35 protein-coding genes are annotated in these 24350 nt (G+C 65.7%); 4 read left to right on the forward strand and 31 right to left on the reverse strand.

Annotation, left to right across the window (positions count from 1 at the left end):
* Positions 1-17: 17 nt before the first annotated feature.
* From CDO44_RS01995 to CDO44_RS02125, 30 genes are all read right to left on the reverse strand, one after another.
* Positions 18-692, reverse strand: coding sequence for a hypothetical protein (locus CDO44_RS01995; protein WP_087778479.1), 675 nt, complete (start codon positions 690-692; stop codon positions 18-20).
* Positions 693-716: 24 nt separating this feature from the next.
* Complete coding sequence (locus tag CDO44_RS02000; RefSeq protein WP_087778480.1) at positions 717-2381, reverse strand: hypothetical protein; 1665 nt, start codon at positions 2379-2381, stop codon at positions 717-719.
* A gap of 15 nt (positions 2382-2396) precedes the next feature.
* A complete protein-coding gene (locus CDO44_RS02005) occupies positions 2397-2927 on the reverse strand; it encodes a HeH/LEM domain-containing protein (RefSeq protein WP_087778482.1) in 531 nt (176 codons plus the stop codon).
* A gap of 15 nt (positions 2928-2942) precedes the next feature.
* On the reverse strand, positions 2943-4625 hold the full coding sequence (locus tag CDO44_RS02010) for a hypothetical protein (RefSeq protein ID WP_087778484.1): 1683 nt from the start codon (positions 4623-4625) through the stop codon (positions 2943-2945).
* A gap of 129 nt (positions 4626-4754) precedes the next feature.
* Complete coding sequence (locus CDO44_RS27770) at positions 4755-4925, reverse strand: hypothetical protein (protein ID WP_198951273.1); 171 nt, start codon at positions 4923-4925, stop codon at positions 4755-4757.
* Positions 4915-5457: a hypothetical protein gene (locus CDO44_RS02015; RefSeq protein ID WP_087778486.1), complete on the reverse strand. Its 543-nt coding sequence runs from the start codon at positions 5455-5457 to the stop codon at positions 4915-4917. The genes CDO44_RS27770 and CDO44_RS02015 overlap by 11 nt, the downstream gene beginning before the upstream one ends.
* Positions 5458-5476: 19 nt before the next feature.
* A complete protein-coding gene (locus CDO44_RS02020; protein ID WP_087778487.1) occupies positions 5477-6571 on the reverse strand; it encodes a hypothetical protein in 1095 nt (364 codons plus the stop codon).
* Positions 6564-7361, reverse strand: coding sequence for a GIY-YIG nuclease family protein (locus CDO44_RS02025; protein ID WP_087778489.1), 798 nt, complete (start codon positions 7359-7361; stop codon positions 6564-6566). Before CDO44_RS02025 ends, CDO44_RS02020 begins: the two co-directional genes overlap by 8 nt.
* 57 nt (positions 7362-7418) lie before the next feature.
* Positions 7419-7757: a hypothetical protein gene (locus tag CDO44_RS02030; RefSeq protein ID WP_087778490.1), complete on the reverse strand. Its 339-nt coding sequence runs from the start codon at positions 7755-7757 to the stop codon at positions 7419-7421.
* Between the two features lie 9 nt (positions 7758-7766).
* Positions 7767-8255, reverse strand: coding sequence for a hypothetical protein (locus CDO44_RS02035; RefSeq protein ID WP_087778492.1), 489 nt, complete (start codon positions 8253-8255; stop codon positions 7767-7769).
* Entirely contained in the window at positions 8252-9037 is a 786-nt protein-coding gene (locus tag CDO44_RS02040) for a hypothetical protein (protein WP_175854396.1), read from the reverse strand. Before CDO44_RS02040 ends, CDO44_RS02035 begins: the two co-directional genes overlap by 4 nt.
* Before the next feature lie 6 nt (positions 9038-9043).
* The gene (locus tag CDO44_RS02045; RefSeq protein ID WP_087778494.1) at positions 9044-9871 is read right to left on the reverse strand and encodes a hypothetical protein; all 828 of its coding nucleotides are present in this window, start codon (positions 9869-9871) and stop codon (positions 9044-9046) included.
* A 76-nt stretch (positions 9872-9947) separates the two neighbouring features.
* Positions 9948-11522: a hypothetical protein gene (locus tag CDO44_RS02050; protein WP_087778495.1), complete on the reverse strand. Its 1575-nt coding sequence runs from the start codon at positions 11520-11522 to the stop codon at positions 9948-9950.
* Positions 11519-12376, reverse strand: a complete 858-nt coding sequence (locus CDO44_RS02055; RefSeq protein ID WP_087778498.1) for a hypothetical protein — start codon at positions 12374-12376, stop codon at positions 11519-11521. Before CDO44_RS02055 ends, CDO44_RS02050 begins: the two co-directional genes overlap by 4 nt.
* Positions 12373-13611 carry a terminase small subunit gene (locus CDO44_RS02060; protein ID WP_087778500.1) on the reverse strand — a complete coding sequence of 413 codons (1239 nt, stop codon included), beginning with the start codon at positions 13609-13611 and terminating at the stop codon, positions 12373-12375. The genes CDO44_RS02055 and CDO44_RS02060 overlap by 4 nt, the downstream gene beginning before the upstream one ends.
* 19 nt (positions 13612-13630) lie before the next feature.
* Positions 13631-14251: a helix-turn-helix transcriptional regulator gene (locus tag CDO44_RS02065; protein ID WP_087778502.1), complete on the reverse strand. Its 621-nt coding sequence runs from the start codon at positions 14249-14251 to the stop codon at positions 13631-13633.
* Between the two features lie 3 nt (positions 14252-14254).
* Positions 14255-14701 (reverse strand): hypothetical protein, encoded by a 447-nt coding sequence (locus CDO44_RS02070; RefSeq protein ID WP_211090093.1) that lies wholly within the window; start codon positions 14699-14701, stop codon positions 14255-14257.
* A 2-nt stretch (positions 14702-14703) separates the two neighbouring features.
* On the reverse strand, positions 14704-14928 hold the full coding sequence (locus CDO44_RS02075) for a hypothetical protein (RefSeq protein WP_087778503.1): 225 nt from the start codon (positions 14926-14928) through the stop codon (positions 14704-14706).
* Complete coding sequence (locus CDO44_RS02080; protein WP_087778505.1) at positions 14919-15221, reverse strand: Ref family recombination enhancement nuclease; 303 nt, start codon at positions 15219-15221, stop codon at positions 14919-14921. The genes CDO44_RS02075 and CDO44_RS02080 overlap by 10 nt, the downstream gene beginning before the upstream one ends.
* Entirely contained in the window at positions 15218-15691 is a 474-nt protein-coding gene (locus CDO44_RS02085) for a DUF1367 family protein (RefSeq protein ID WP_158213188.1), read from the reverse strand. Before CDO44_RS02085 ends, CDO44_RS02080 begins: the two co-directional genes overlap by 4 nt.
* Positions 15691-15816, reverse strand: a complete 126-nt coding sequence (locus CDO44_RS28230; protein ID WP_255407764.1) for a hypothetical protein — start codon at positions 15814-15816, stop codon at positions 15691-15693. The genes CDO44_RS02085 and CDO44_RS28230 overlap by 1 nt, the downstream gene beginning before the upstream one ends.
* Positions 15813-16619, reverse strand: coding sequence for an ATP-binding protein (locus CDO44_RS02090; protein ID WP_087778508.1), 807 nt, complete (start codon positions 16617-16619; stop codon positions 15813-15815). The genes CDO44_RS28230 and CDO44_RS02090 overlap by 4 nt, the downstream gene beginning before the upstream one ends.
* Positions 16600-17505: a DNA-binding protein gene (locus tag CDO44_RS02095; protein ID WP_105812220.1), complete on the reverse strand. Its 906-nt coding sequence runs from the start codon at positions 17503-17505 to the stop codon at positions 16600-16602. The genes CDO44_RS02090 and CDO44_RS02095 overlap by 20 nt, the downstream gene beginning before the upstream one ends.
* On the reverse strand, positions 17498-18721 hold the full coding sequence (locus CDO44_RS02100) for a site-specific DNA-methyltransferase (protein WP_087778512.1): 1224 nt from the start codon (positions 18719-18721) through the stop codon (positions 17498-17500). Before CDO44_RS02100 ends, CDO44_RS02095 begins: the two co-directional genes overlap by 8 nt.
* Positions 18721-18984 carry a hypothetical protein gene (locus tag CDO44_RS02105; protein ID WP_087778514.1) on the reverse strand — a complete coding sequence of 88 codons (264 nt, stop codon included), beginning with the start codon at positions 18982-18984 and terminating at the stop codon, positions 18721-18723. The genes CDO44_RS02100 and CDO44_RS02105 overlap by 1 nt, the downstream gene beginning before the upstream one ends.
* Positions 18981-19358: a hypothetical protein gene (locus CDO44_RS02110; RefSeq protein WP_087778516.1), complete on the reverse strand. Its 378-nt coding sequence runs from the start codon at positions 19356-19358 to the stop codon at positions 18981-18983. Before CDO44_RS02110 ends, CDO44_RS02105 begins: the two co-directional genes overlap by 4 nt.
* Entirely contained in the window at positions 19355-19819 is a 465-nt protein-coding gene (locus CDO44_RS02115; RefSeq protein WP_087778518.1) for a phage regulatory CII family protein, read from the reverse strand. Before CDO44_RS02115 ends, CDO44_RS02110 begins: the two co-directional genes overlap by 4 nt.
* 95 nt (positions 19820-19914) lie before the next feature.
* Complete coding sequence (locus CDO44_RS02120; protein WP_144389451.1) at positions 19915-20514, reverse strand: hypothetical protein; 600 nt, start codon at positions 20512-20514, stop codon at positions 19915-19917.
* A 14-nt stretch (positions 20515-20528) separates the two neighbouring features.
* Complete coding sequence (locus CDO44_RS28235; RefSeq protein ID WP_255407765.1) at positions 20529-20663, reverse strand: hypothetical protein; 135 nt, start codon at positions 20661-20663, stop codon at positions 20529-20531.
* Entirely contained in the window at positions 20656-20901 is a 246-nt protein-coding gene (locus tag CDO44_RS02125) for a helix-turn-helix domain-containing protein (RefSeq protein ID WP_087778522.1), read from the reverse strand. Before CDO44_RS02125 ends, CDO44_RS28235 begins: the two co-directional genes overlap by 8 nt.
* Positions 20902-21000: 99 nt before the next feature.
* Here CDO44_RS02125 and CDO44_RS02130 point away from each other — a divergent pair, with 99 nt between their 5' ends.
* Genes CDO44_RS02130 through CDO44_RS02140 form a run of 3 tightly spaced genes read left to right on the forward strand, consistent with a single transcriptional unit; the run spans position 21001 to position 22746 of the window.
* Positions 21001-21744, forward strand: coding sequence for a S24 family peptidase (locus tag CDO44_RS02130; protein WP_158213189.1), 744 nt, complete (start codon positions 21001-21003; stop codon positions 21742-21744).
* A 49-nt stretch (positions 21745-21793) separates the two neighbouring features.
* On the forward strand, positions 21794-22258 hold the full coding sequence (locus tag CDO44_RS02135) for a hypothetical protein (protein ID WP_087778526.1): 465 nt from the start codon (positions 21794-21796) through the stop codon (positions 22256-22258).
* A gap of 2 nt (positions 22259-22260) precedes the next feature.
* A complete protein-coding gene (locus tag CDO44_RS02140) occupies positions 22261-22746 on the forward strand; it encodes a hypothetical protein (RefSeq protein ID WP_087778527.1) in 486 nt (161 codons plus the stop codon).
* Between the two features lie 161 nt (positions 22747-22907).
* Here CDO44_RS02140 and CDO44_RS02145 read toward each other — a convergent pair whose 3' ends face one another.
* Entirely contained in the window at positions 22908-23330 is a 423-nt protein-coding gene (locus CDO44_RS02145; protein WP_087778529.1) for a hypothetical protein, read from the reverse strand.
* A 631-nt stretch (positions 23331-23961) separates the two neighbouring features.
* On the opposite strand from CDO44_RS02145, the gene CDO44_RS02150 reads away from it, so the two are divergent.
* Complete coding sequence (locus tag CDO44_RS02150; protein WP_087778531.1) at positions 23962-24315, forward strand: hypothetical protein; 354 nt, start codon at positions 23962-23964, stop codon at positions 24313-24315.
* The last annotated feature ends 35 nt before the right edge of the window (positions 24316-24350 follow it).

Consider the following 24350-nt stretch of genomic DNA (forward strand, 5'->3'; position numbering starts at 1 on the left):
CCCCCTCGGAGCAGCGGTTACAGGCCGGCCTTGCGGCGCAGGCGCATGGACTTCAGGCGGCGCATCATGGCGCCGGCGGAGTGGCTTTTCATACGGGCCTTGCGGATGGCGACTTTCTGCTTGGCCGACAGGCGCACGGTGCCGGAGATGCGCTTGTTGATGCGCACCTTCTTGCCGTTGCGCACGGCCACCGTCTTGCGATACACCGCATCGAGGGCCGGCGCGTTGTCGTCGTCCGAAAACACGAAGCTGTCGATTTCGGCGCTGGCCGCGTCGTCGCCATCGGGCAGCACCGAAGCCACCAGGTCGCGCACGCGGTCGGCCGCGTCGTCGTCCCAGTCGTTTAGCAGCGCACCGGCGTCTTCCTCGGTGACGCCAGCCTTGACCAGGTAGTCCCAGGCCGCGTTGAGCGCCACTTCCAGCACGCCCTGTTCGTCCTCGGTGACATCGCCGTCGTGGTTGGCGTCGGCGATGCCCACGAACATCGCCATCAGGCGGTCGGCATAGCTTTCGCCGTCGTCCAGGTCGTCGGTTTCCGCCCACTGCTGAACGACCGCGATGGCCGACAGCTTGATGTCGCGGAGGGTGTAGTCGTCGGCGCCGGACAGCGCCGGCTCGTCGCCGGTCGAGTCCAGCACCTTGACGGGTTCGCGGCGCTTCATCGCCCCGCGCAACAGTTCGCTCATGCTCATGTTGATGTCCTTCTCGGTGATGGGTTACTTGGTCAGCGTCTGGGTGACGAAGGTCTGGCGGTTCGTGCCGTCGTAGCGGAGCCAGTAGGACACGTCCATCGCGTCGTAGGGGCGTTGCTCGTTCGGGCGCACGTCGTAGGCCCAGGCCGCACCGTTCATCTGCGGGTCGTTGGACGGCACCAGCCAGCCGGACGCCTGCGCACCCTCGAACAGGGTGGTCAGGAAGTCCCGCATCTTCTTCACGGACACGTCCATCGGAAGTTGCAGGAAGTCCTTGGCCGCGCGCGTCACGGACTCGTCGATGCTGGTGGACATATCCGCCACCGCGATCAGCTTCTTCAGGCTCGACTCGACCAGCGCGCAGGTCAGCGAATCGCGGAACACGTAGCGGCCGCCGCCGGTGTACGTCTCGTAGATCACCGGGTTGATCTTCGCGCGCGCCAGCAGGTTGAGTTCCTGATTGGTCGGCGAGTAGGTCTGCACGATGCGCGTGCGCTGGAGCGGCCATTCCCGGCCCGCGATGGGGTAGTTCTTCGGCGCGAAGCCCTTGGCGTTCTTCTGGGCGTTGCGGCCGCAGCCGTAGGCGATGTTCAGCGTCTCGGTGCCGAAGTAGCCGTGCGGATTGATGCCGGTCGGGTCGTCGGACTTCAGCGGCGCCCAGAATGCGTGCATCAGGTGCGCGGTCTGGCTGGCGCCCATGTTGAGCTGATTCACGAACGCGACGGCCGCCTCCGGCGCCAGGTTGCCCGGAATGCCGAAACGGAGCTGGCGGTTCGTGTCGAACGCGAGCTGGGCGAGCTGCGCCAGCAAGGCCGGGGCCTGCGTGCCACCGGACGAGATGTAGGCGTAGTCGAACTGCGTGTATTGCAGCTTGTCGCGCGCCGCCATGTAGTCCTGGGTGGTGTAGGCCGTGCCGCCCTCGACGAAGCACACCAGCGTGCCGGACTTCGCCCACTTCTGCTGCCCGTTGGTGTCGTAGCCGTAGGCCGCGGAATCGGAGCCGATCACAGCCGAGGCGCCGGTGACGCCCGTGGTGATTTCCACCGCGTCGGTCTGCGCCAGGGCCACGTCGGGCAGGTAGGCCGAGTTGCCGTAATCGTCCTTGGCGTCGCTTTTCAGCGAACCGTAGAACTCGTACAGCAGGTTGCCGTCCTTGTCCCGCAGGCGCAGGGTCAGCTTGTCATTGTCGGCCGGCAGGCCGCCAGAGGTGACTTCCTCGGCGCGGAACTCCAGCACGATGCCGTCGTTGAAGCACTCCAGGTGCTTGACGGCGAACAGATACGGCGTGGCCGGCAGGTTTTCGGACACGGTGAAGGTGAAATTGCCGGTCGGAGCCGGGGTTTCATCCTCGCTCATCTCCGCTGCCACCACGGCGTACTTGATGACGGCAGCCGACGTGCTCAAACGCTGGACGATGGCTTGATAGGCGCCCTTGTTCAGGGCCTCCACCACATGCACCCACGCCTCGTTCAGCGCAGACAGGCGCACCTGCTCGCCGCTACCCAGCTTCTTGAACACGTTGCCGCGATCAACGGCGAACGGCTTGTCGATGCGGCCACGGGTAGCCCGCATCATGATGCCGAACACCTGATCGGAATTGTCGGTGGTCGGGATTTCGGAGTTGTCGCGCAGCGGGTTGAGCTGCACGCCGGATTCCGAACCCAGTTGTCGCACGAAAGCGGTACTCATGGCCTCTCCCCTCGATTAAGCGTTCGCGGCGCCGGTGTCGGCAGCGCCTTCCGTGCCGTCGCCAGCGTCGGCGGGCGCGGCATCCAGCAGCGCAGCCAGGTCGGCCTTCTTGGCGTTGGCCGCGAACTCGATGCCCTTGGCCTTCAGCGCGTCCTTGAGCTGGTCGTAGGTCAGGCCATCGGACGGCTTCTTGGCGGTTTCGGTGCTGTCGCCAGTGGGCGCGCCAGCGTCGGCGGCGGCCTCGGCCGCTTCCGAGATGGTCAGCGCCAACTCGCAGCGGCTCAGTTCGGCGATCTGCTCGACGCTCGACGCCAGGCGCTGGAACAGGTCGTGATCGGCGATCACCACCGTCTTCCGGCTGTCCTTGGGATTGGCGACGTGGCGGAGGAACAGGCCCTCGACCTCGGGGAACACCACGTCCTGGGGCATGTGGTTCTGCACCACCACCTTCAGGGGATACGCGGCATCGGCGAAAACCTCGGCTACGAGGTCGTTGGCGTCCTTCCCGGTCAGGGAAGGAGCGCCCAGTTCAACAGTGCGGGTCATGGCTCCATCCGTCCTTTACATGTTGGTGACGTTGATGAGGGCGAAGCCGCGAGCCGACGGGTCGTGCGGATTCACGGCGGTGAAGTTGCGGGCGTAGAAGCCGGCGCCCTGGCGCAGGTCGGCATTGACGGCCAGCGGGATGACGGTCGGCGGCACGGCGTCGCCCAGCACCACGGGGTTGCGCGTCACGTCGGTGGCGCGGCCCACGGCCAGAATCTGGGCGCTGGTCGCGGTTTCGTTCAAGCCCTTCGGCGTGTAGTACACGTCGTACTGGCCGAACAGGCGGCCCAGGCGATAGATGCCGGGGCGCGGGGCAATGCCCGAGGGCTGGAACAGCGTGCTGGGCAGGCCAAGGAACTGCGCGGCCACGCGCTTGGTGACGTACAGATGGGTGACGCCATGATTCATGGTGTCCTCGGCCATCTTCTGCGACACGACACTCAGCGGGTAGGCCAGCTCGGGCCACACGCCGAAGCGGCCGCTATCGACGTGCGCCTGCGCGGCGCCGAAGTCGAAGGTCGCGGTGTTCAGCGCGGCCAGGCGAACGCCCTTGCGCAGCACGTCGTAGTGGCGCTCGTTGGCGAACTGCGCCTGGATGGCGATGACGCTTTCGCTGTACGGGTCGAGGCCCAGTTCGTTCGCCATCTGGGTGCGGCTGTCGATGGTCTGGTGCGTGGTGACGCGCCAGGGCTTGGCGAACAGCGAGAAGGTATTGACCGCCGAGATGATCGTCGGGGTCAGCTCGGGCGCACGCTCGAAGTCGATGAAGCCTTCGACCACCACGGGCACGGTAGCCGGCAGCGCGGGGGTCGTGGTCAGCGAGTAAGCGCCGGTGTCGGTGTTGATCGTGCCGCCGATGGCATAGCTGGTGCCGCCGACATTGATGGTGCCGGACACGGCCGAGTTGCCGCTACCAGCGGAATCGACCTCGCGGGCAGCCACGCGGCCATCCACATAGACGATGGAGCGGCCACGCAGCAGCTTCAGGTTGGCGGCGTTCTGGTCGCAGGTGTCGGCGGTAGCCTGGATGGCGGTAATCTTGCCCGTTACCGCGCCAGGGGTGGCGTCGCCCGAGCCGGCCGGCATGGAGGTATGCACGCGGCTGGAGCTGATGTAGGTGTCGCCGGAATCGACGCCATCCAGCAGCGCGCCTTGCGCATAGGCGCCGAACTCGCTGCCGGCTTGGTGCGTCATGATCGCCAAGCGCGCCTCGTTGGAGCCGATGTCCGCCGGCAGGTAGTGCGCGAACGGGATGGCTTCGCCCAGGGCAGCCAGAATCGCCACCACGGCGCGGTTCGGTTGCAGCGAAATCTGGTCGTGGTGCGCCGAGGTCGCCGAGTCCAGACTGAACTTGCGGCGGGCGGCTTCGGTCGTGGCGTAGGCCGAGTGCAGCGCCAGCTCGATCACGTCGGCCGGGGCCGGGGTGCCGTGCTGGGCCTCATAGACGGAAACACCGTCCAGAACAGCGCGAGTAACGAGAGCGGCCGCATCGTCGCCCTTCGCCTCGTCCAGCACGGTCTGGAGGGTGTCGGGCACCTTGACGCCCGTGTTCTGGCTGGTGGCCGTCGCCAGGAAATCGGCGGCGGCGGCAGAATCGAAGGTGCCGCCCTTGGTGGCGTTGTCCTTCAGAGAATCGACGAATTGGGCTACTTCGGCAGTCTCGCGCTTGAAGTAATCCTGATGGATGCGCTTGGTCATGGTTTCGTGTCCTTTCGGAGAAGTTCAAACACTGGAACGCCGGCTGGTAGCCGACTGCCAGCTATTCTCAAAGGCTCACGAACTCGCCAGACGGCGCTTTTTCCGGGTTTGCTATCCGCCCGCGCTGGGCTACGAAGGGAGTCTTTCGCCGCTCTCGAACGCCTCGCGCCCATCCATCGCGCGATGCACGATCAGGCCCGGCTCGTCATCGTCGGCAACGGGATGGCACCAACACGACAGGCTGGCCTCGTGCTCTCGGAAGTCGCCCAGAGGGATGACGTGGATGCGATCAGGGTTCATCCGGCGCCTCGTCCTGAGAGTTCGCGTAATCCTCTTGCGAAAACAAGTCCAAATCGTTCCGACGGTTTGTGATGTAGCGCGTGGTGAAAGGCGGGATGTTGGACGTGGTTTCGATGCCCACGACCTCGAAGGCCATTTTCGGCGGCGTGTCGCCAGTTCCAAGCAGCAGGTACATCACGTCATGGGTGCGCACGTCGAACCAGTCCTGGTGCCCGGAGGGTTCCTCCGGCTCGATCAGGAACCGGAATTCTTCGCCGGAGCCAATGTTGGCGTCTCCGCGCTTGACCATCGGCGCGGGCGCGAAGCCCTCTGCCGGAAGAGCATGGCCGTAGCCAAGGAAGGCGTATTCGTACTGCTCTTCGTCCATCGAATCCAGCACGCCCAAGCCGCCCATCGTGGGCAAACCGCCAACCGTGTCTGGCGCCGCGCGGGTGACGGTTTTGCGGTACACCTCGCAATTCATGGCGTTCGGGTGGTTCATGACCACGTTGCGCGCCATACGGTTGATCCCGGTCGGGACGTTGTTCAGCATGTCAGTTCCTCGCTGTTTCTCACTGAGCCACCCTGGAAATCTTCTTGTCATCCCAACCCCAGGTGCGCATCTGCGCAACCTGATCGGGCATCAGCGCGCCACGCTTGAGCGCCGCGTCAATCCGGCGTGTGTAAGGGTCAATCTTCTTGGGCGGTCGAGCCTTCGGCCGGCTCGCCGAAGCCTTGGCGGCCCGCCTGTCACGAGCTTTATCCGCCTCGACCTTGCGCTGCTCGCTGGTCTTGATGCGTGCCGGCGCCTTGGATTGGATGGCTTCTTCGGCCTCCGTCTGCTTGAGCGTGGTATTCGCCTTGTAGGCCGACACGCCCTGCAAATGTCGCTCCAGAAAGCGCAGAACGGTATTGGACGATTCCAACTCCGTCATGACACGCAGGACGTGCTTGCAGGCTACGCCCTTCAGTCCAGGGTTCCGAATCTTGGGAAAACCCGTTTCGTCGCGGCCGGCATTAAACCCGCCGATGGTCGCCACGTAACGCAGGAAGTACCTATGCCGGTCGCAACTGCAATCGAACTTCAGCCCGCCCTTGCGCATTTTGTTGGCTTCCCTGCGCACGGCGGCCTGGTCGCCACCAGAAGCGATGATGGCATCCACCGCGTTTCGGAATCCAACCAACTGAATCGTGACATGGTGCCGCGTCACGCCTGGCGTCGAGCCGCCAGCGTTCGTTATGAACCGCACGGAGTCGTGAAGCGCCGACACCGGCACACCCATCGTGATTTCCTTGCGCGCCCGGTCGATGTCGCTTCTCGCCCCATCCGACCTGTCGGACAGATACACCAGTGGCTTCGCCGAAGCCAGGTCGATGACCTGCCGTGCTGTGATGCCCTTTCCGGTGGAAAACCCTGCCTGCTTCTTGGCGAGCTGCATGTTGTGGCGGAAAGCCGCAAGCTCGTTGGCAGTAATTTGCGTCAGCCCACCGTTCAGTGTGGTGAACAGAACCTTGCCGGAGTCCCACTGCCCCGACTGGAGCATCTTGTCAGTCAGGATCGTGGATTTCGCGGTGGCCTCGGCGTCCGCACGCTGCTTGGCGTCCGCCTCAAAGCGCCTCTTCGCTTCCCCGACGTGGCCTTTGACCTTGCCGAACCAATCAGCCATTCAGGTACTCCCAGGTCAGTCCTGAGCGTGTCGGTAGTCCGCGAAGTTGCTTGCTGATGACCGATTCGCTGACACCTTTCGCCTTGGCGGCCGCGCCCCTGCTAGGGAAAACCTCTCCCGTGGTGATGCAGCGGATTTTCTTTTGGTGCCGAACCCTGGCCGCCTCGTTGCGCTTTCTCTGAAACTCAGGGTCTTGGCTCAACCGCTTCATGTTCTCCCGCATCCGTTCCGAATGCGCGGCGGCAAAAGAAGGGTCGGCGTGCAACTTTTTCAGGGTCGCCGCCGATGCCTCGGCTACGTTTCGATATGCCTGCCCGCGCTCCCTCATCACTCGACGACGGGAAGCTGCCGCCTTCTCCTTGGCCTCGTCTGTCTGCATGACCACGGCCCTTGCTCGCGCTTTCTCAACGAAAACAGGGTCGCTCCATCGCTCTTTGTTCTGTTTGGCTGCGCGTGCGGTGTTCCTGGCCCGGAAGCCGGGACGCTTCCACTGCTCAGTCAGCAGGTGCTCGGCAGTTGGAAGGACATTCAGCGCGGGCCGCAGCCGATCAATTGCCGCCTGTTCGCAGGCCCTCAAACCATCCCGAGCACACCGCAGCAGCAAGCGAAAGCGCAACGACTCCACGCCTGCGTCGGCAGCGATCTGGGAAAGGATGGGGTTGTCGTGCCGCCTATGCCGAAGGCGCGACTTGTGTTCAGCCCATCGCTTATCTACATCCACAGACGAGCCGATATACAGCCGCCCGTCAGGGGCCTGGATGGCATAGACTCCAATGATTTTCTGTTTCATTCAGCCATCCTATGGAACTGAAAACGTCGATACCGTTACGTTTTCCGATATTTGCGCCTACACCTCCGCCCAGGCGGGCGCGTAGTCTTCGCGCAGGTCGTCGATGGACTCGAAACCGGCCCGGCGCTTGATGTCGATGAGCTGCCCCTCGTTGGGGAGCACGATGCGCTTCTGCGGCAGAGGCTGATCGACCGTATCCAGGCCGGCGGCAGCCATCACGGCCAGGAACTCGTCACGCCGGCCATAGACGCGCTGGGAAACCAGCGTCAGGTCGTACATCTCGTCCGGCTTCGTCTCGTAGAAGATCGCCGTGGTGTCCCAGGGTTTGGTGTTCTCCGCGAACTTGCGCACCTCGCGGTAGAAGGATTTGGCGGCGCGGGTGTCCTTGTCGAGCATGGCCGGCCCTCAGATGGTCATGATGCCGCCGCCCAGCAGGTGGCGGAACGATTCGGCCAGCTTGACGGTGCGCTCCACGGTGTCGGAGCGGGTCGCGTGCAGGCACGTCGCCAGCGCCGCGATCTGGCCGCAGGAGATACCCTCGGCCACCCGGTACTTGGGGCCGCTGGTGTCGATACCGTCGCGCTCAATGGCTTGTTCGGGGTTCGCGCGCGCGGCGCGGTCAGCAAACACCAGCCGGGCACTCTTGCCGTCAGCCGCCACGCCCACCTTCAGCGAGTAGAAGGCAGCAATGGCCGGCATCAGGTCGGCGTCGGTGAAAAGGGCATCGCGGGCGATGTCCGGCACGTTGGTCAGGACGATGCAGCCCTCGCGGCGCTCGGCGCGGTAGTCGGCCTCGGCGCCCACCACCAGCACGCGCGCGTCCGGGTCGTAGGCGGAGAACAGGGAGCACGGCCGCCCGCCGTACCCGGTAAAGGTCGCCTGAATCTGAATCATGGCGCGCCCCCGGCTTCGTCGGACACCTCGTAGGGTCGGATTTCGGCCGCGCCGCCCTGGCCGCCGGCCTCGGCGCTTTCCACATGCACTGTCTGCACCAGCGGATACCCTGCGGGGTCGTCCGTGCCAGGCTCGCCCTTACCGTCGTTCGGCTCGCCAGCCTTGGGAGCGTCGAACAGCGGGATTTCCGCGCGCAGGGTCAGGTCGATGGCAAGGATGGTCAGGTTCTTGGCGTCGGTGGCGATGGACATGGCCGGCATGTCCGGCGATTCGACCTGCACCGGCCAAGCCGTATCCAGCCCAGCGAAGCGGTAGGACGCCTCGAACCGGCGGTTATCCGTCTCGTCGAGGAACAGCAGGAACTGCGCCGCCAAGGAGTGCGCCGACGGCTCATCCGTGGCGAACACCACGACCTGCGCGCGCACGTCGCCCGCTACGGCACGCAGGCCGAACAGCCGCTCCTTGGGATCATCGGGAATCATGACCATCTGGCGGTCGGCCACCTGGCGGGTGTAGTCGCGGCCGGTCGGGGTGTAGTCCTTCGCCACGGCAACGATGATCGCCGGCAGCTCGGGCGGCGTCGTGGGCGCGTTCTCCAGGTCGGAGCGCAGCCAGAGGGACAGCATTTCCTCGGCGGCGTCGATCATGCGCGCCGGCGCCCAGGCAATCGCCTTGGCGAGCGGGCGCGTGACGAACCCCTCCAGGGGCTTCGTGCTCGGCACGATGGTGGAGAAGTAGCGGCCCATGAACTGGCCGAGGGCGATCTTGACGGGCTGGAGCATGGGCGCTTACCGGCGGAGGAACTGGCCAAGCAAGCGGCCGTACAGGGGCACATGCTCGGCCGGGTCGGCGTTGCTTTGCGGCTCGACGAACTGCGGCAGGGACGCGGCGCCACGGAAGGCGGCGGCGTCCCGGCGCATCCGCTCCACCGGGTCGATGGAAACGGCGATGGGCGCCACGGCCACGGCGTCCATCGCCGCGCCGGCGTCGATGCCCTTGGCGGCCAGCATGGACAGCAGTTGCTCGTTCTCCGCGCGCAGGTGCTCGATGACCTCGCTTGCCGTGTCGCGCTCCGCATTGGCCGAATCCAGCAGGCGCAACACGCCGCGCAGTTGCTCGTCGTAGATGGCCGCCTCGATGTCGTCCAGCGTCATGTCGCGCACGTCGTCAAGGGTGTAGCCCCGGTTCGTGCTGTAGTTCGGCTCCAGCACGTAGTCGAACCCGAAGAACTCGGGCCGGTGCTGGTCGATGGCCGAGCTGAATCCGCCCACACGGCCGGCGTACAGCTTCGCGGCCACCTGTCCGGGGTCGTTGTTCAGGAACTCGGCCTGGTGCTCTATGGTGCCGTCCGGGCTGGCCCGCAGCATGGTCGTGACAAGGGCCGGCTCCACCAGCGACGGGCGGCCGTCATCCAGGCCGCCTTCGGCCGGGTTCATGCCGAATTTGATGCGGGGCCAGTGCCCGTAGTAGCCCAGCATGTCGCGGTTCTTGACCCGCTCTTGGCAGGCCGGGCCGTTGATCGCGTCGCAGATGGCGCGGATGTTGAAATTCCGCTCCTTGCCTCGGAACTGGCGGCCCCGCTCCCGCAGGTTGTAGGTGATGACCTTGGTTTGCATAGGAACCTCCTTCTTCGGAGGATGGTAGGAGCCGCCCAGGGGGCGAAAGCGCGCCGTTTTCCGGCCCTGGCCGTGGTCACACGTCGGCGAACAGCCCTTCGGCCTTCTCCAGCACCGTCTCGGTCAGGCTGGTGGCGACGCTGGCCGCACCACCGGCCACCATGTAGGTCGCGCCTTCCAAGAAGATGAAAGACATGGCGTCGATCATGTCGGGCGACTTGATGCCGTCGCGGCGCATGTTCTCCTTGCTCTCCATGACGTACCGCAGGCCGCCGGCCTCGCTGAAGTGGTACGGCAGCCTGGAACCCTGGTCGATGATCTTCTCGCGCAGCTTCTTGGAGATGCCCTGGGGCAGCACCACGCGGCCCTGCCGGATGGCGTCGCGGAATCGCACCATCGCGCAGGCGCGCAGGTTGTAGAACCTGGACTTGTATTCGTTCTTGAAACACGGCGCGCCCCAGTTCACGCGCGTCACCGTGGCGCCCGAACGCTCGATCAGCTTGCAGACGGTCGCGCCGACGCCGCCAGCATCCACGTACAGCGTGGCGTTGGACAGCTTGCCCACCAGATTCACCAAGTCGCCGGCCAGGTCGATTTCGTTCTTGTCGTTCGCGCAGATAGGGATTTCGATGAACTCCACCCGCCGGGCGTCCGGGCCGTGGTCGGCGTCGCCGATCACCTTGGCGACGATGGCCACCGAGTCGTCCCGGTACTCGCCCAGGGCCACGTCGGACAGCACCACCAGGCCGAAAGGCTCGTCGTCGCCGATGATCTTCCTGGGCTTGAACGCCGCCTCGATGTCGGCGCGCGTCATCAGGACGTTGCTGCTGCTCTGGGCGAACAGGCCCAGCACCCGAATCTGGTACTCGACCGAGTGCCGGCCGCCGCTCTCCGATTCCCGCTCCCGCAGCCATTTCGTCGTGACGAACGGCGACAGCTCCGAATTGAAGCGTAGCGGCAGCCAGCTCCCGCCGTTCTCGATGCTCAGGGTATGGTGGGAGTCGTAGAAGCGCCCGGCGCTGCGCGCGCCCTGGGATGCCATCAGCGTGCGGTTGCCCGGCTGGGTCTGGGTGCCGTCGATCACGTCGAAGTGCTCATCGGGCACGCCGGCGGCTTCGTCGATGATGATGAGCTGCCAGTAACGGTGCTTGCCGGCCACGCCGATGGCCTCACCCTTCTTCATGGCGATCTGGGTGATGAACCACTGCTCCGCGTACCCATTCACATGCACGCGGGTCTTGGTGATCGTGAAGAAGTCGTTTATCCAGGCGTGCGGCCCGTTGGCAATGGCGATGCGGGCATCCTGCATCTCCTTCCAGATGCCGTCGGCCACCTGCTGAATGAAGGGGGCGCCGATGTAGGTGTTGCTGCCCACCTCCACCTTGCCGTCATAGACCGCGACGGGGAAGCACAGTAGATGCCAGAGGGCGATGCGGGCGAAGCTGGCCGTCTTACCCGTACCCGTACCAGACACCACCGACACCTTGGCGTTTGGCGCGGTGATGGACTGGAACAAGGCCATCTGGTCGGCGCTGGGCATGAAGCCCGTCACCTCCACGGCGAATCGCAGCGGGTCAGCGTGGTAACGCTCGACGAACGCCTGGTAGCGCGGGTCTTCCAGCAGGTTCCGGTTTCGGCGGCGCTTCGTCATCCCCTTGCCATCCGCGCCTCAAGGCCGCGCAGCAGCCGCGCGGCCGTCTCGCTCTTGCACCCGCCGATGCGTCGGCAGATGTCCTCGGCGGTGGGGCTGATTTCGCTGTTCTCCAGTGCCTCGTACAGCAGCTCCACCAGCTCCGCGTCGCCCGGCCCGCGCTCCGCTGGCTCCAGAGCGCCCGCCGGCCCGTCTCCCAGCTCCGGCCCAAGCACGGCCGCCAGCCACAGCAGGGAACCCAGCACCTCAAGCAGCATGGCGATCAGCACGCCGGCCCAGACGTTGAGGGCCGCCACGGGCAGCCCGGTAATCTCGGTCAGGCCGGACACCACCGGGTCAGTCGTCGCGGCGGCGGCCTCCTGCCCGGATAGGGCCACGAGCTGGGCGCGCAGCTCGTTCGCGCGCTTTCCTTCGGTCAGCTCGATTTCCAGGGCGGCGCGGGCCTTGGGGTCTTTCGTTCGCGCCAGGATACCGGCCACGGTCGCGGCACTGCGGGCCTTGTTCTCGGCCAGCGCCGCCTCGATGGTGCGGCGCTGCTCCTGCACGGCACGCACCTGGGCGGACGATGCGGCCCGGCCCTCGGCGGCCCCGTGGCTGGCATTGGCGAAGAACCAGATGTGCCCCCACAGGGCAGCCAGGAAGCACAGGCACCACACCGGCCACACGACCAGGCGCGACAGCCGGCCAAGCAGCGCGGGCATCAGATGGACAGCCAGCACGATCACGGCGGACAGGCCGGCCAGCAGCCAGCGGTCGGCCTCGGCGCCGGCGCGCTGCCAGGCGCTGGCAACGGCCATAGAGACGGCCAAGCCGGTGACGACGAACGCGAACGCGCGGGTGATGGCGGCCTTCACGGGGATTCCTCCGGCTCCGGTTCGTCCGCGCCAGGCGCTGGCGGCCCGTCCTCGTCGGCGTCAATGACGATGCCGCGCTCGGACAGTACCAGGGCCTGCCGCTCGCGCGCCTGCTGCATCTTGTCCTCGTAGAGGCGGAACAGCTCGTCACCCGACACCATGTTGATGTTCACCTCGGTTTCCTTCTCCTTGAACAGGCCCAGGGCGCGCGCCAAGTTGTCGGCGGCCTTCTCCTTGCTCATGGTCAGGACTTCGATGCCATCCCGGCCTTCCTTCACGCCGGCATAGACCAGGCGGGCGGCCGGCGACAGGTTGCGGGTGTCCGCGAAGAACACCTCCACGACGCCCTCGCCGTGGCATTCCGGGCAGTCTTCCGCCGGCGGGCGGCGCTTGTCGTACCAAGCGTCGGTGTAGGCCGGGAACTCCCCGATGTCGTCGTTCTGGTCGGCCTTCAGGCGGCGCTGGCGCTCCCGCTCATGCTTCGTTCGGGCGGCCTCCAGGCTGGACGGGGTGTATTGCCGCTGGTGGTCGGCTCCCCAGCAGTACGGGCAGCACACCCGCCGAAGCTGGGAAATCTCGTTGGCATCCAGGGTGACGACCGCCGCCCACATCCGCATCAGCTCGTCGGCGTCGATGCCCAGCCGGCGCGCGCGGGCCGAGGCCAAGGTTTCTATCGCCTCCCGCACCGAAGGTTTCTGGAGTAGCTGGTAGGCGATTTCCCCCGCGCTCTTGGCACTGTAGCCAGCCCGGATAGCTGCCTGCGTCCCGTTCCAATCCACCATGTATTCGCGGACGAAAACCTCTTGCATATCAGTCAGTTGCGCGAGGACGCCGAACTGGTCGGGGTCGCGCTCCAGGGCTTCGGCCGTGGTCAGGGGCATGGTTTCGCCCGTGCTCATGGTTTCGCTGATGGTTTCTCGCTGATGGTTTTCGGAAACCTTGGAAACCTTGCTGGTGCGCGGCGTGGCGTCGCCTTTCGGTTGGCCCTCCGCCTTCGTGCGGGCGGCCTTCTTCGGCTCCTTGGTGCCGGTCTTGGCCGGGGCCGGGGTGGCGTCATCCCCATGGGCGGAAACCTTGGCCCAGCCATCGCGCAGCGCGGTCTTGCGCACGCCCGGCGCGGACACGGGCAAGCCCAGCTCATCGACGAGCCAGGAATACCCATCGCGCGGGTCGTGCTCCCAGTGATTTCGGACATCCGCCCATTGCTCGGGCGTCAGCTTCGGTTTTGCCGCCATATCCCACGTCTTCCCCGATCTACAGGGCCAGGCTCAGTTGATGAGTGTCGGCAGCAGCCAGGACGCACTCCACACGGAACCGCGCCATCTTGGCCTTGGCGCCTTTGGCGGCGCCGGTGGCCCGCCCTACCGTGCTCAAGAGTCGGGCGCCTCCCGGCATGTCCTCAAAGCCGGGGTTCAGCTCCATGAAGCGCGCCAGGGCCGCGCCCACGTCGTCGGTGGTGGTGAGCATCAGCGCCACGGCCTCGGACATCGCCTCCACCTTGTCATGCAATTTTTTCAGAGCCGCCATGTCCCGCTGGCGGGCTTTTTCCCAGGTGTCGAACAGCCAGGCCGAGGTTTCCCGCTCGATGCTCATGCGGGCGCCGACTTCCCAGTCATCGGTGACGCCGAACAGGAAGTCGATGCTGACCTCGTACACCTTAGCCGCGCGCAGGATGAGCCACAGGGGCACGCTGTTGGTGTCCGTTGCCCCCTCGACCTTGGACAGCTTGGACGAGTTCGAGTAGCCCAGGCGCTTCGCCGCCGCGCTCTGGGACAGGTTGCACAGCTCGCGGGCCTGCCGCATCCGGGCGCCGATGGTCTTGACCGCCGCCGCCTGTTCCATGCGCGTGTTCGCCGCCGGTTTCTTCTCTGCCATCGCCTATACCCCCTTGATCGACCAGCCGCCGCCGTCCTTCTTGGATGCCTTCTGGCACAGGAAGAACCGGAACGGGAACAATGCGGCGGCCACCTTCAGCTTCAGCCAGCCGTCCTCTCGAATGAAACCGCCCTTGGTTTCGTGAATCTCCAGCACCCCGTCCGGCAGCATCACCAGGAAGTCCGGCGTGTAGCGCGTGTTGTCGGCCAGCTTCAGGGTGATGGCCTCGTACCGCCACCAGGCCACCTCGCCGCGCAGGCGGCGTTCTTCCAGCATCCCGGCGTACTCGGCCTCGGTCTTGTTCATGGCCGGGTTCAGCTCAGGCGGGGCCACGGTGCCCACGGCCACCGGCAGCCGCTTGGCGGCGGGCTTCTGGGCCGGCTCCGCCTCGGGCGCGCGCCGCAGGTGGGCGGCCAGTTGTTCCTCGCTCCAGCGCAGGGTGTTCGCCACGGTCAGCCCTCCCCGCGCTTGTCGAGCCAGGCAGTCCGGGCCGCGCGCACGTCTGCGGCGGCCTCGCTGAACTTGTCGCACTGGCGGGGATAGACGGAAGACGGGAAGCTCGCCCGGCTCGGGGATAGCGCGCACAGGCCGAACCCCAGCCGGCCCATCGCGCCGGCGTCCTTGAGCCGGTAGTGGGCGCAGTCGATGCAGCGGACGGTCTTCTGGGCTACCGGCATCCGCCCTCCAGTCGTTCGAGGGTCAGGGCCAGCAGGTCGAGTTCGGAAAGGCCGTAGGTGCGCTCGAAGGCTCTGGTGCCCAGCCCGTGCAGGCCGGTCTTGCCCGTGTGGTGCTCAGGGCACAGGGGCACGGTCAGGTAGTTGCTGGCGCGCTGGGCGCCGCCCTGATCTTCGCGGACGTGATGAACCTGCGCCGGCGTGGCGCCCAGGCCCAGGTGATCGCACAGGATGCAGCCCAGCGCGGCCACGCGGCCCATGTGGCGCTTCTCGGCGGCGGTGGCGGCGCGCTTCATTGGTCGAACCTCATCAGCTCATTGACGACGCGCTCGACTTCTTCCTCGCTGGCGTAGCCGGCGGCCTTCAGCACGCGGTTCCACACCACGGTCAGCACAGCCCGGAACACCGTCTCGAACCGCTCTTCGCTCATGGCGGCGAACGACAGGCTTTCCGCCTCCAGCCGCACCTCGCCGCGAGCGTTGTAAACGGCCTTGTAGAAGCCGGCCAGGATGGTCATGTCCTTGCGGAAGCGGTCGAAGTCCTTGGCGACGGGCAAGCCCTGGTATTCCAGGGGTGTCACCGGCTCCCACACGTCGAACGCCAGCTTGAACAGGGCGAACGCCTTGCGGTGGAACTTGATGTTCCGGGTACGGCGGATGGTGGCGCGCACGCCCTGGCCGGCCTTCAGCTTCTCGATCAGCGCACGGGCTTCCTCGTCGGCCGGTGCCAGCGCGCCGTTCGGAGTCTTGACCAGAACCATGTCCATCAGTCGCCCTCCCACTCGTCGCGCTCGCAGCGGTAGGCGTCGGCCAGCGAGGCCACGACAAGGCCGAACAGGCCCGCCACCAGCAGCAGGCCGCCCACGACCACCAGGAAGATCGTCTCGATCACGCCGCCCCCCCTTTGCCCCGGTGGCTTTCCCAGTCGAAATGCACCATCTGGCCGCCCCCCTCGCGCAGGCGGTCATAGGCGGCTTCGCCCAGGTAGGCGCGGATTTCCTCCGGCTCCTTGTTGCTGATGACGATGGTGGGCTTCATCAGCCGGTAGCGATGGTCGATGACGTGGAACAGGTGGATTTGCTCGCCCTCGGTGCCGTACTGGCGGCCCACCTCGTCGATCACCAGAAGATCAACGTCGCCCAGCGCGCGCGTCACGTCCTGCTCGGTCTGGTCGCCCGGCTGCCGGCGCCCCCACGTCTCGCGGATGCGGCAGACGATTTCGTAGGCCGTGGCGTGCAGCGCGGTGTGGCCCTGCGCCAGCACCTGCTTCGTGATGGCGACGGCCAGATGGTTCTTCCCGGTGCCAGGGTTCCCGCGCAGGATGAGGCAGCGGCCAACCTTGAGGGCCTCGGCGAACGAATCAGCGTAGTCGCGGCAGACTTCGAGGGCCTGCACCTGGTCGGGGGTCGTCGCAGCGTAGCCATCGAACGTGCAGCCCTCGAATCGGGGCGAAATCTCGGCGCGACGCATGAGCTGGCGCACGGCCGATTGCTTCGCGCAGGCCGGGCACACATCGGGCCGCCAGCGTTCGCGCCCCTCGCTGTCCAGGCTGTTCAGCGGGTACTGGCCGTGCTGCTCGCAGGTGCCGAACACCTGACGAAAGACCGGAAGGCTCGGCGCCTTGGCGCCGGTGTCGGGGGCCTTGTGGCGCTCCCCCAGGCTGGCAGGCAAAAGGTCAGATGCTCGTGACAACATCGCGCGGCTCCTTCGGTTGTTGGGGGTGGGCAGGCGGGTTCATGCGGCCAGGACGCGCCGGCCCACCCTTGGGCAGCGGGCTGTCGGCGCGGCGAATCCAGTTGCGCCAGGTGGCCTCCCAGTCGGCCTTGCGCGCATCGGCACCGGCCTTGCCGTGCCAGTAGTCGGCAAAGCAGGCGGCTTGGTGCCGCACGTCGGCGTCGGTCATGTCGGGGCGGTTCTCCAGCGCCCAGTCGCCCCAGCCCTTCGGCAGTCTCCAGTCCTCGGGCAAGCGGGTTCCCCGCTTGGTTTTCGGCGGAGCCGCAGGCGCAGCATCGGGGTTGGTTCCGTTGCCGTCGCCGCCATCGGTGCCGTCGGGCTGGCCGTCGCCCCCAAGACTCTTCTGTTCCTGCTCCTGTTCTTTCTCCTGTTCCTGTTCTTGGCTTCGGAGGGGCTTTGAAGGGGCTTCGTAGGGGCTTGTTTTCCCCCGGCAGGCCGACATGCAGAATGCCGCGCTGTACTTCTCGTAAAACCGCGCCAGATAAGGGTTTTCGGGCAGCGAGCCGTACTCGTTCTGCACCCCTTTGACGCGCAGGTCGTTGGGCTTGAGCGCCTCTCCGATCTGGTACGAGGCCATTTCGATCACCCAGACCACCTCGGAAGCCTCGTCGTACTCGCAAAATCCGGCTTCGATGGCGCTTTGAAGCCCCTTTGAAGCCCCTTCCAAGCCCAGCCCGGTTTCATGGGCAATGAACATGGTCGGGCAGTAGTAGAGGCCCAGCATGTTGGCGTGCGGGCTGGTCAGCAGGTACATGGCGACGATCTGCGCCTCCATCCCTGCCGCGCGCAGGCGCTTACCCGTGGCACCAATCCAGAACTTCGGGCCGACTTTCGAGTAATCACGCATAGGTGCCCTCCATCGACGTTTCAAAACCGGGGGCACCCCGGAAGCGTTGCGCGGCCGCGATCAGGTACTCGCGGCATCGCTCGGTCACAAGCCAGCGCCGGCCGTGCAGCTCGGCACCGCGCCCCGTCGTGGCCCAGCCACCGAAGGGGTCAACAATCAGGTCGCCCACCTCGGACAGGAACCGGACGAAGTGCTCGGCCAAGCGCACGGGCATCAGCGCCGGATGGGCCGGCAGGCCGTGCCGTGCCGCGAAGTCGCGCGCGGGTTGCTGGTCAGGGTCGCGGTGCGGGATGGTCAGCACGTTGCGGGCAATGGCGCCATCGGTGGGCGCGCTGAAGCTGCCCTCGCGGACGGTGTAGGCCCCGCCGGCGTAGCGGGCGTACTGCTGCACGCCGCCGGCGTCCATGAACCGCCGGTGCTTATCGGTGTGCTCGCGCAGGCAGCGGCGGTTGTCGGCTATGACCAGGGCCGGCTCGTTGGTGAACCACAGCACATGCTCGTAGGCCGTGTTGTGATGCACGCGGCGGATGGATGCCCATTGCACCGGGCCGGGCGGCTTCGTCGGGTTGTGCCAGACGAACCGCTCCATCAGGTGCAGGCCCAGCTTGTCGTGCAGCGCCAGGGTCAGCCGCTCCAGGTAAAGGGAGCGCGCCGGAGAACCCGGCTCGAAGATGTCATTGCCCAGGTTCAGCACCACGTTCCCGCCGGGCCGCAGGTGCGCCACGATGGGTTCGAGGATGGGCAGCAGCCAGTCGATGTAGCTGGCCTGGTCGGCGTTGCCGTAGGCGCGCTGCTTCGCCAGTGGGTACGGCGGCGAGGTGAAGGCCAGGGTGATCTGCTCACCCAGACCGCTGAACACGTCCTCGGCGTTCGCCCACAGCGCGCAGCCCAGGTCGGTCGAGAATGCCAGCAGGACGGCGCGACGCGGCGCCGGCGTCAGCTCCTTCTTGGCCTCGCCGCTCAGGCGCCAGGTGCCACGCTCCACGCGCTCAAGCACGCCCAGATGCTTCAGGGTCTGCTGGTGCCAGCGCACGCGGCGCTCGAACAGGTTGTAGGCTTTGCCGGCCTTGCCCACGGGCGCGCGCGCTTCCAGCGCCGCCTCGGGGATGTCCAGTTGCAGGGCGAGTTGCTGGAACAGCTCGCGGTTCGTGAGGGTGTCGCGGCCGACGAACGGCGCCATGACGGCTTCGGCGGACAGGTTCTTGAGGTCTTCCATCAAACCTCTCCCAGGTCGCACAGGCCATAGGCCGAGGCGCACGCCGTCGGCTCGATCAGGTCGGCCGGCATGTCGAACTGGCGACCGCCGCGCGACGTGCGCGACCACTCCACGGCCTTCCAGATGTTGTTCCGGGCGAAGATGTCCGAGTCGATATCGCAGAAGATGGCGACGATACGGGCGCGCCCGAAGCGGGCAATAGCCATCAACAGGGTGGCGGCGCTGCCCTTGCCGCCGGAGACGCTGACGACGTGGAAAATCATGCAGCAGCCTCCGTGCCGCTACCCGGCGCGTACAGGCGTCCGCCGGCCGTGCCGTGGCCGCGCACGCGGGCGCAGGCGCCCACCACGCGGATGTCACCCTGGCGGATGGCCTTGGCGTAGATCGCGCCGAAAGCGCGGTCGTCCTTCGGAGTGATGCCGGCGGCGCGGGCGGCCATCGTCACCTGTTCGCCGGGCACGCTGCCCAGCCGGGCGGATTGCTCGCGCACGTAGGCCACGATGAACGTGTAGGCCCGCGCGCTGAAACTCGGGTCGGTCGAGGTAGCCGCATCCAGGGCAAGCTGCATCTGTTCCTCGCCCAGGCGGCGGGCGGTCGCGGCGCGCTGCGCGTGCGGCGGGGCGATGACGGCGCTCACAAGGCACCTCCCCGGATGGATTGCAGCAGCTCGCCGGTCGCCTTCATCAGCGCCAGCAGCAGCGGTTCGAGGGCGCGGCGCTCGTCGGCGCAGAACCGGCCATCCTTCGCGGCCTCGGAACCCACGCCCAGCAACTCCGACGCCGACGACACCAGCGACAGGAACAGGCGCACAGCCTCGGCCGGCTCGCGCGGCTCCAGCTCGAAGTCCATCGGCACTTGGCCAACGAGGTGCGCCAGCGCGAACACGGTGCGCCGGGCCTGGGCCACGATGACGATTTCGAGGATGACGCCGAAGCTGGGCGGCGGCGCGTCGTGGTCGGGGTTGATGCCGTTCGCCAGCGTGTTCCCGTTCATGCCCATCGCTTCCGCGATGGCACGAACGCCGCCGGGGTATTCCTTGGCATCCGCCTGAAGCGCCAGGAACAGCGCGCGATGGACTTGCTTGATGGGTTTACGCATGACGAACGCCCTTTCAGATTCGCCTACCGCCAGCCCGGCGGACGGCGGAGACTTGCTGCATGGAAAAGTTGATGAAAACCACAGCGCGCTACCTTTCACGCACCGAGACTGGTGCGAAGGGAAGGCATGAACAGGCGGTCATTGACCGGCCAGCCGCTTCGAAGCCTGCAATGGACAAGGTGGGCGCTGACGCCGCGCTCCGCGCATACCTCGCCGAGAACGCGAGTGCGCCCGTCGATTTCGATGGTTGCGGTGATGCGGCGATTGCGCGTCTGCTCGACCGGCGTAGCCCAGCGGCAGTTGCCGGGTTCGTAGTTGCCGTTCGTGTTGTTGCGCTCCAGCGTCAGGCCGTCCGGGCACTCGCCCATGTCGGCCAGGAAGTTCTCGAAGCGGCTCCAGGCGTCGCAAACAGTGATGCTGCGCCCGCCGTAGTTCTCGTAATTGACGGCGCGCGGGTTGAAGCAGCGGCGGCGCATCGACTCCCACGCCTTGTAGGTGCGCGTCTTCTTCATGCCGTGGGTCTTGTTGCCCCGGCCCATGCTCGCCGTGCGCTCCCGAGCGAGACACCCGCAGCTACGGGTATTGCCGCTCCGAAGGGAGTAGATCGAGACGATGCGTTTGGTGCCGCAGGCGCAGGTGCAATGCACCTTGCTCCCTTCGACGGAATCAACGGTGAGACGACCGAATACCTGCATGGCTCGCTCCTTTCTCAAACATCCAAGGGGCCGATCTGGATGCGCTCGTCCTTGGCGTCCTGTTCGGGCGCGGGCGCATGGCTTTCCTGGGCCGTATCCGGCTGCCGGGCGGTGCGTTCGGTTTGGCTGGTGGTCTTTGCTTCAGGCATCGGTTGCCTCCTTGGCCTTCGTGTTGGCACCGCGCAGGTACGCCCAATCCACGTCGGGGCGCAATTCCTCGCACGTCACCTCGCCGGAGGTGGCTTTCTCGATTGCAGGGCAGCGTTCAGCCGGGATGGGACGGCGGCCGTTGGCCCACTGCGAGACGAGCACAGGGGTAACGCCAATGGCGCGCCCCAGGGATGCGGCCCGCCCGCGCTGCTTGTCGATGTAGGTTTTCAGGTTCATTCCGGTACATGCCTGTCTGACTCAGAATGAATGATAGCACGGTGCTACGTAAACACAATAGCTCCGTGCGTCTTCCAATTGTTAGCAATGCGCTATGCAATGATCGCCATGAAGACGATTGAAGAAATCCGGCACGACTGGCTATCCAGGCTCATCGAGAAGCACGGCACCGTGGCCGCACTGAATGAGGCGTTGGGCCGCGCGCGCACCGATGCGACCCTGTTGCAGATCAAGAACCAAGCCCCGAACACGCGATCAGGGAAGCCCCGCAACATGGGGAGCGACCTGGCGCGCGAGATAGAGGAAAAGCTCGGCCTGGAGCGAGGGATGCTGGACAACCAGATCAGCGCCTTGCCGCCGGTCTTCACGGCCGCGCAATCAACGCCGGCGCCCGGATATGTCCGGTTCGACCGGCTCGATGTTCAGGCCGCCGCCGGCGGCGGCCAGCTTGCGAATGAATACCCCGAAGTCGTAGAACAGATCGACGTTCTCGAACGATGGGCGCGAGAGCACTTCGACGGGATGTTATTCAGTCGCATCCGCGTTATCTCGGCGCGCGGCACCTCAATGTCGGGCACCATCGAAAATGGCGATGTCCTATTTGTCGATGTGTCGGTAAATCACTACGACTCGGAGGCTGTTTATGTGATCGCCAGGCCAGATGTCGGGGTGCAGGTAAAGCGCCTCCAAATGATGGGAGGCGGCCGTCTCGCCATCCTTTCCGACAACCCCAAGAACATGCCGGAATACGTCGAAAAAGACGAAATGAACACCGTCAGGATATGCGGCCGCGTGCTGGCATCTTGGACGTTAAAACGACTTTGGATTGAATCGGCCGGCTAGGGTCAGGTGCAAAATATAAAAACAACCGCACGCATCCTCTGGAGAAAATATGCTAATCGCTGTCACCAAAACCGCACGCTGGCTCTCTGTCGGCATCATCGCAGCCTTGACCCTTCCCGCCATAGCCCAGGCCGATACCACACTGCTGCCGGCGGATAGCATCTCCCAGATTGCCGGCGCCACCTTCCAGAACTACCAAATCGGCAACGTCAACCAAATGCTGGCCGAGGAAAACACATGCTGGGATGACGCCTCGCGTGAAAAGGGCAGCAACAAGCAAACCATCGTGGCAGCGTGCGCGTCGGCAGCGATGTCCGGGGCTTTCATTGAAGCAACCTACGCCAGAAGCCAGCGGCGCGGCAGCCACCCCCAATACACCGGCGACGCCGTGCGCGCCCGCATCCTGAAGAAGTCCGGCCTTTCAGAAGCTGAAACGCAGCGCATTTTAGAAACCACCGTGGAACCCAACGTGCCCGCCATACTGGCCGGCCTCAAGGGCGCGGGAATGAGGTAGAAATGGTGAACCTGCCGCCCAACGAAGACGAGCCGCAAGACCGTTCCGACGAGCTTTTCAATCGCCTGCGCTTGCTGGGTTCGGCCGCTCGCACATGGCTCCAGTTCGACCGGGCGGAGCTGAAGCGTCGCGTGTGCGACAGGGTGATCGCGCATTTCCGCGCCGCGCCGCCGCCAGAGCCGCGCGAGGGTATCGAAAACGGCTTGGCGTTCCTGGGGTTTCTCTTGCAGGAGGGCAGCGCGCACGGCCTATACGACGCCACGATGCGGCAACTCGACAGGATGACCTTCAAGGCCGTCGCCGAGCTGGACGACGACGAGCAAGCGGTGTTGCTGCTGCCGATGGTGGACGTTGAAGACCTTGCCACCGATTGGGACGCGAGCGAATGGGCAAAGGTATTGCGCACGCGCCTTGTCCCCGAATGGGAAGATGAAATGCGCTCCATCGTCCTGCACCGTGTTGAGCTGGCCCAAGCGCCGACCGCATGAGGCGCTTCATGAAAAATGTGTGGGCCTACATTATCCGAGCGGTTCGCCGTTGCTATTACGGCCCGCAGCCAGATCGGCAAATCTTCAGGGGCATCGGCGTTCCAGATGGGATGCCGATCCCCCCTGCGCAGCGCCCCTCTGTGCTGCGTATAAAGCGGCTTTTACCTCGCTTGCTCCCCTTTCTGTTGGGTCTTTCTGCCATTGTGAGTGGCGTCGCTGCCGTGGTCGGCATGTTCCGGTAAATCCCCCCGAGAAACGACAATCACCTTCTGCCCCCAATCGGGCATGACAATGAACTCGATGCCCCGCTCCCTGACGGGTTCGATCATCGCCTCCATCGAGGCGATCAGCGCAATCTGCTGATCGGCCGTCATGCCGTCCAGTGACGGTAGCATCAACACCGTATCCCCAGGCTGCAAGACCTCTACCTTGTCGGGTGGCAACAGCGGGCGCGCCCCCCAAGCCTCCCGATCTAGGCGCGCTTCCTTCCGCCTGTAGCGGATAGCCGCCGCCGAATTCCAGGCCCCAGCCACCAGGTTGAAGCCCAGGGCCACCAAGAGCGCCAACGCCGTCCAGTCTTCCATCTTCCATCTCCGCAAGCCCGGCACGTCGCCGGGCTTTTATTTTGCCTCGAAACTTAGCTTGGTGCTATTGACAAAAGAAAGCACGGTGCTACTATTCATCTCACCAGAACACGCAACGACGCGCAGCGACATGCGCAGAAGTCGTAGCGTGGTGCTCTTTAACAACCTGCCGGATGAATAGAGGCGAGGCCCGCTCCCCGAGAGCGCGGCGCCAACCTCCTACGCCTGGGCGCGCGCCGTAGAAGCAAAAGCGCGCGAAATCCTGGCCTCCCTGGTGGAGCGGCCCGCGGGGGTCGTGACGAAGCCATAGGCCAGGTCGAAAGACGCCCACCCGTTCGTGGCGCAGGTAACGACGGGCAGAAAGACATGCAGTACCCCCGGCAGCCGGTCGAGGCAAGGCCAGAGCCGGCGCCCGTTTTCACGGGCAACGCGCAGGGGGCGCGGCGCGCGCACCGAGTCGCATCAATGCCGCAAAGAAGCCCGGTAGGTCGGGCCGGTTGGGCAGACGTAAGCCCCGCAATGGTGAGCCGAAAGCGCCATGACAGCCTGAGAGAAGGCACACCTCGAACAGCCGCGCACACCAGCGCGGCAACGCGGCCCGCGCCAGGGCAATCCCCCGAAGGACACCGACATGGACATCCAAATCCGCACTGCCGGTATCGGCAAGTGGCCTGTCGTTCGCGCGATGGGCCATGACGTGACGCTGAACCTGTACGGCAGAACGAGCCTGCTGCTCGACCTGCTGTACCGCGCCGGGATGCTGCCCAGCGTCTCGGCCTACGGCAAGGAAGGTTCCGACGCCCTGTTCATCAACGGCGAGAACCTGGGCACGACCGATCAGACCGTCCAGTTCGGTATCTGGCGGATGGTCGAGAGCTACCGCACAAGCGGCTACCTGTTCGACGACGACTTCGCGCTTGTCATGCGCGCCGTCGGCGTGGAGCCGGACGCCGACGAAGAACAGGCCGCCGCCGAGCCGGCGTAGGCCACCCCTCCCAAGCAAGCAAGAAAGGAATCCTC

This window comes from Pigmentiphaga sp. NML080357 (genome assembly GCF_002188465.1).
Lineage (GTDB): Bacteria > Pseudomonadota > Gammaproteobacteria > Burkholderiales > Burkholderiaceae_B > Pigmentiphaga.

Bases quoted from the DNA above. Each gene is read 5' to 3' on its own strand.
- CDO44_RS01995 (WP_087778479.1), bottom strand. From the start codon at position 692: ATGAGCATGAGCGAACTGTTGCGCGGGGCGATGAAGCGCCGCGAACCC.
- CDO44_RS02000 (WP_087778480.1), bottom strand. From the start codon at position 2,381: ATGAGTACCGCTTTCGTGCGACAACTGGGTTCGGAATCCGGCGTGCAG.
- CDO44_RS02005 (WP_087778482.1), bottom strand. From the start codon at position 2,927: ATGACCCGCACTGTTGAACTGGGCGCTCCTTCCCTGACCGGGAAGGAC.
- CDO44_RS02010 (WP_087778484.1), bottom strand. From the start codon at position 4,625: ATGACCAAGCGCATCCATCAGGATTACTTCAAGCGCGAGACTGCCGAA.
- CDO44_RS27770 (WP_198951273.1), bottom strand. From the start codon at position 4,925: ATGAACCCTGATCGCATCCACGTCATCCCTCTGGGCGACTTCCGAGAG.
- CDO44_RS02015 (WP_087778486.1), bottom strand. From the start codon at position 5,457: ATGCTGAACAACGTCCCGACCGGGATCAACCGTATGGCGCGCAACGTG.
- CDO44_RS02020 (WP_087778487.1), bottom strand. From the start codon at position 6,571: ATGGCTGATTGGTTCGGCAAGGTCAAAGGCCACGTCGGGGAAGCGAAG.
- CDO44_RS02025 (WP_087778489.1), bottom strand. From the start codon at position 7,361: ATGAAACAGAAAATCATTGGAGTCTATGCCATCCAGGCCCCTGACGGG.
- CDO44_RS02030 (WP_087778490.1), bottom strand. From the start codon at position 7,757: ATGCTCGACAAGGACACCCGCGCCGCCAAATCCTTCTACCGCGAGGTG.
- CDO44_RS02035 (WP_087778492.1), bottom strand. From the start codon at position 8,255: ATGATTCAGATTCAGGCGACCTTTACCGGGTACGGCGGGCGGCCGTGC.
- CDO44_RS02040 (WP_175854396.1), bottom strand. From the start codon at position 9,037: ATGCTCCAGCCCGTCAAGATCGCCCTCGGCCAGTTCATGGGCCGCTAC.
- CDO44_RS02045 (WP_087778494.1), bottom strand. From the start codon at position 9,871: ATGCAAACCAAGGTCATCACCTACAACCTGCGGGAGCGGGGCCGCCAG.
- CDO44_RS02050 (WP_087778495.1), bottom strand. From the start codon at position 11,522: ATGACGAAGCGCCGCCGAAACCGGAACCTGCTGGAAGACCCGCGCTAC.
- CDO44_RS02060 (WP_087778500.1), bottom strand. From the start codon at position 13,611: ATGGCGGCAAAACCGAAGCTGACGCCCGAGCAATGGGCGGATGTCCGA.
- CDO44_RS02065 (WP_087778502.1), bottom strand. From the start codon at position 14,251: ATGGCAGAGAAGAAACCGGCGGCGAACACGCGCATGGAACAGGCGGCG.
- CDO44_RS02075 (WP_087778503.1), bottom strand. From the start codon at position 14,928: ATGCCGGTAGCCCAGAAGACCGTCCGCTGCATCGACTGCGCCCACTAC.
- CDO44_RS02080 (WP_087778505.1), bottom strand. From the start codon at position 15,221: ATGAAGCGCGCCGCCACCGCCGCCGAGAAGCGCCACATGGGCCGCGTG.
- CDO44_RS02085 (WP_158213188.1), bottom strand. From the start codon at position 15,691: ATGGACATGGTTCTGGTCAAGACTCCGAACGGCGCGCTGGCACCGGCC.
- CDO44_RS02090 (WP_087778508.1), bottom strand. From the start codon at position 16,619: ATGTTGTCACGAGCATCTGACCTTTTGCCTGCCAGCCTGGGGGAGCGC.
- CDO44_RS02095 (WP_105812220.1), bottom strand. From the start codon at position 17,505: ATGCGTGATTACTCGAAAGTCGGCCCGAAGTTCTGGATTGGTGCCACG.
- CDO44_RS02100 (WP_087778512.1), bottom strand. From the start codon at position 18,721: ATGGAAGACCTCAAGAACCTGTCCGCCGAAGCCGTCATGGCGCCGTTC.
- CDO44_RS02105 (WP_087778514.1), bottom strand. From the start codon at position 18,984: ATGATTTTCCACGTCGTCAGCGTCTCCGGCGGCAAGGGCAGCGCCGCC.
- CDO44_RS02115 (WP_087778518.1), bottom strand. From the start codon at position 19,819: ATGCGTAAACCCATCAAGCAAGTCCATCGCGCGCTGTTCCTGGCGCTT.
- CDO44_RS02120 (WP_144389451.1), bottom strand. From the start codon at position 20,514: ATGCAGGTATTCGGTCGTCTCACCGTTGATTCCGTCGAAGGGAGCAAG.
- CDO44_RS28235 (WP_255407765.1), bottom strand. From the start codon at position 20,663: ATGCCTGAAGCAAAGACCACCAGCCAAACCGAACGCACCGCCCGGCAG.
- CDO44_RS02125 (WP_087778522.1), bottom strand. From the start codon at position 20,901: ATGAACCTGAAAACCTACATCGACAAGCAGCGCGGGCGGGCCGCATCC.
- CDO44_RS02130 (WP_158213189.1), top strand. From the start codon at position 21,001: ATGATCGCCATGAAGACGATTGAAGAAATCCGGCACGACTGGCTATCC.
- CDO44_RS02135 (WP_087778526.1), top strand. From the start codon at position 21,794: ATGCTAATCGCTGTCACCAAAACCGCACGCTGGCTCTCTGTCGGCATC.
- CDO44_RS02140 (WP_087778527.1), top strand. From the start codon at position 22,261: ATGGTGAACCTGCCGCCCAACGAAGACGAGCCGCAAGACCGTTCCGAC.
- CDO44_RS02145 (WP_087778529.1), bottom strand. From the start codon at position 23,330: ATGGAAGACTGGACGGCGTTGGCGCTCTTGGTGGCCCTGGGCTTCAAC.
- CDO44_RS02150 (WP_087778531.1), top strand. From the start codon at position 23,962: ATGGACATCCAAATCCGCACTGCCGGTATCGGCAAGTGGCCTGTCGTT.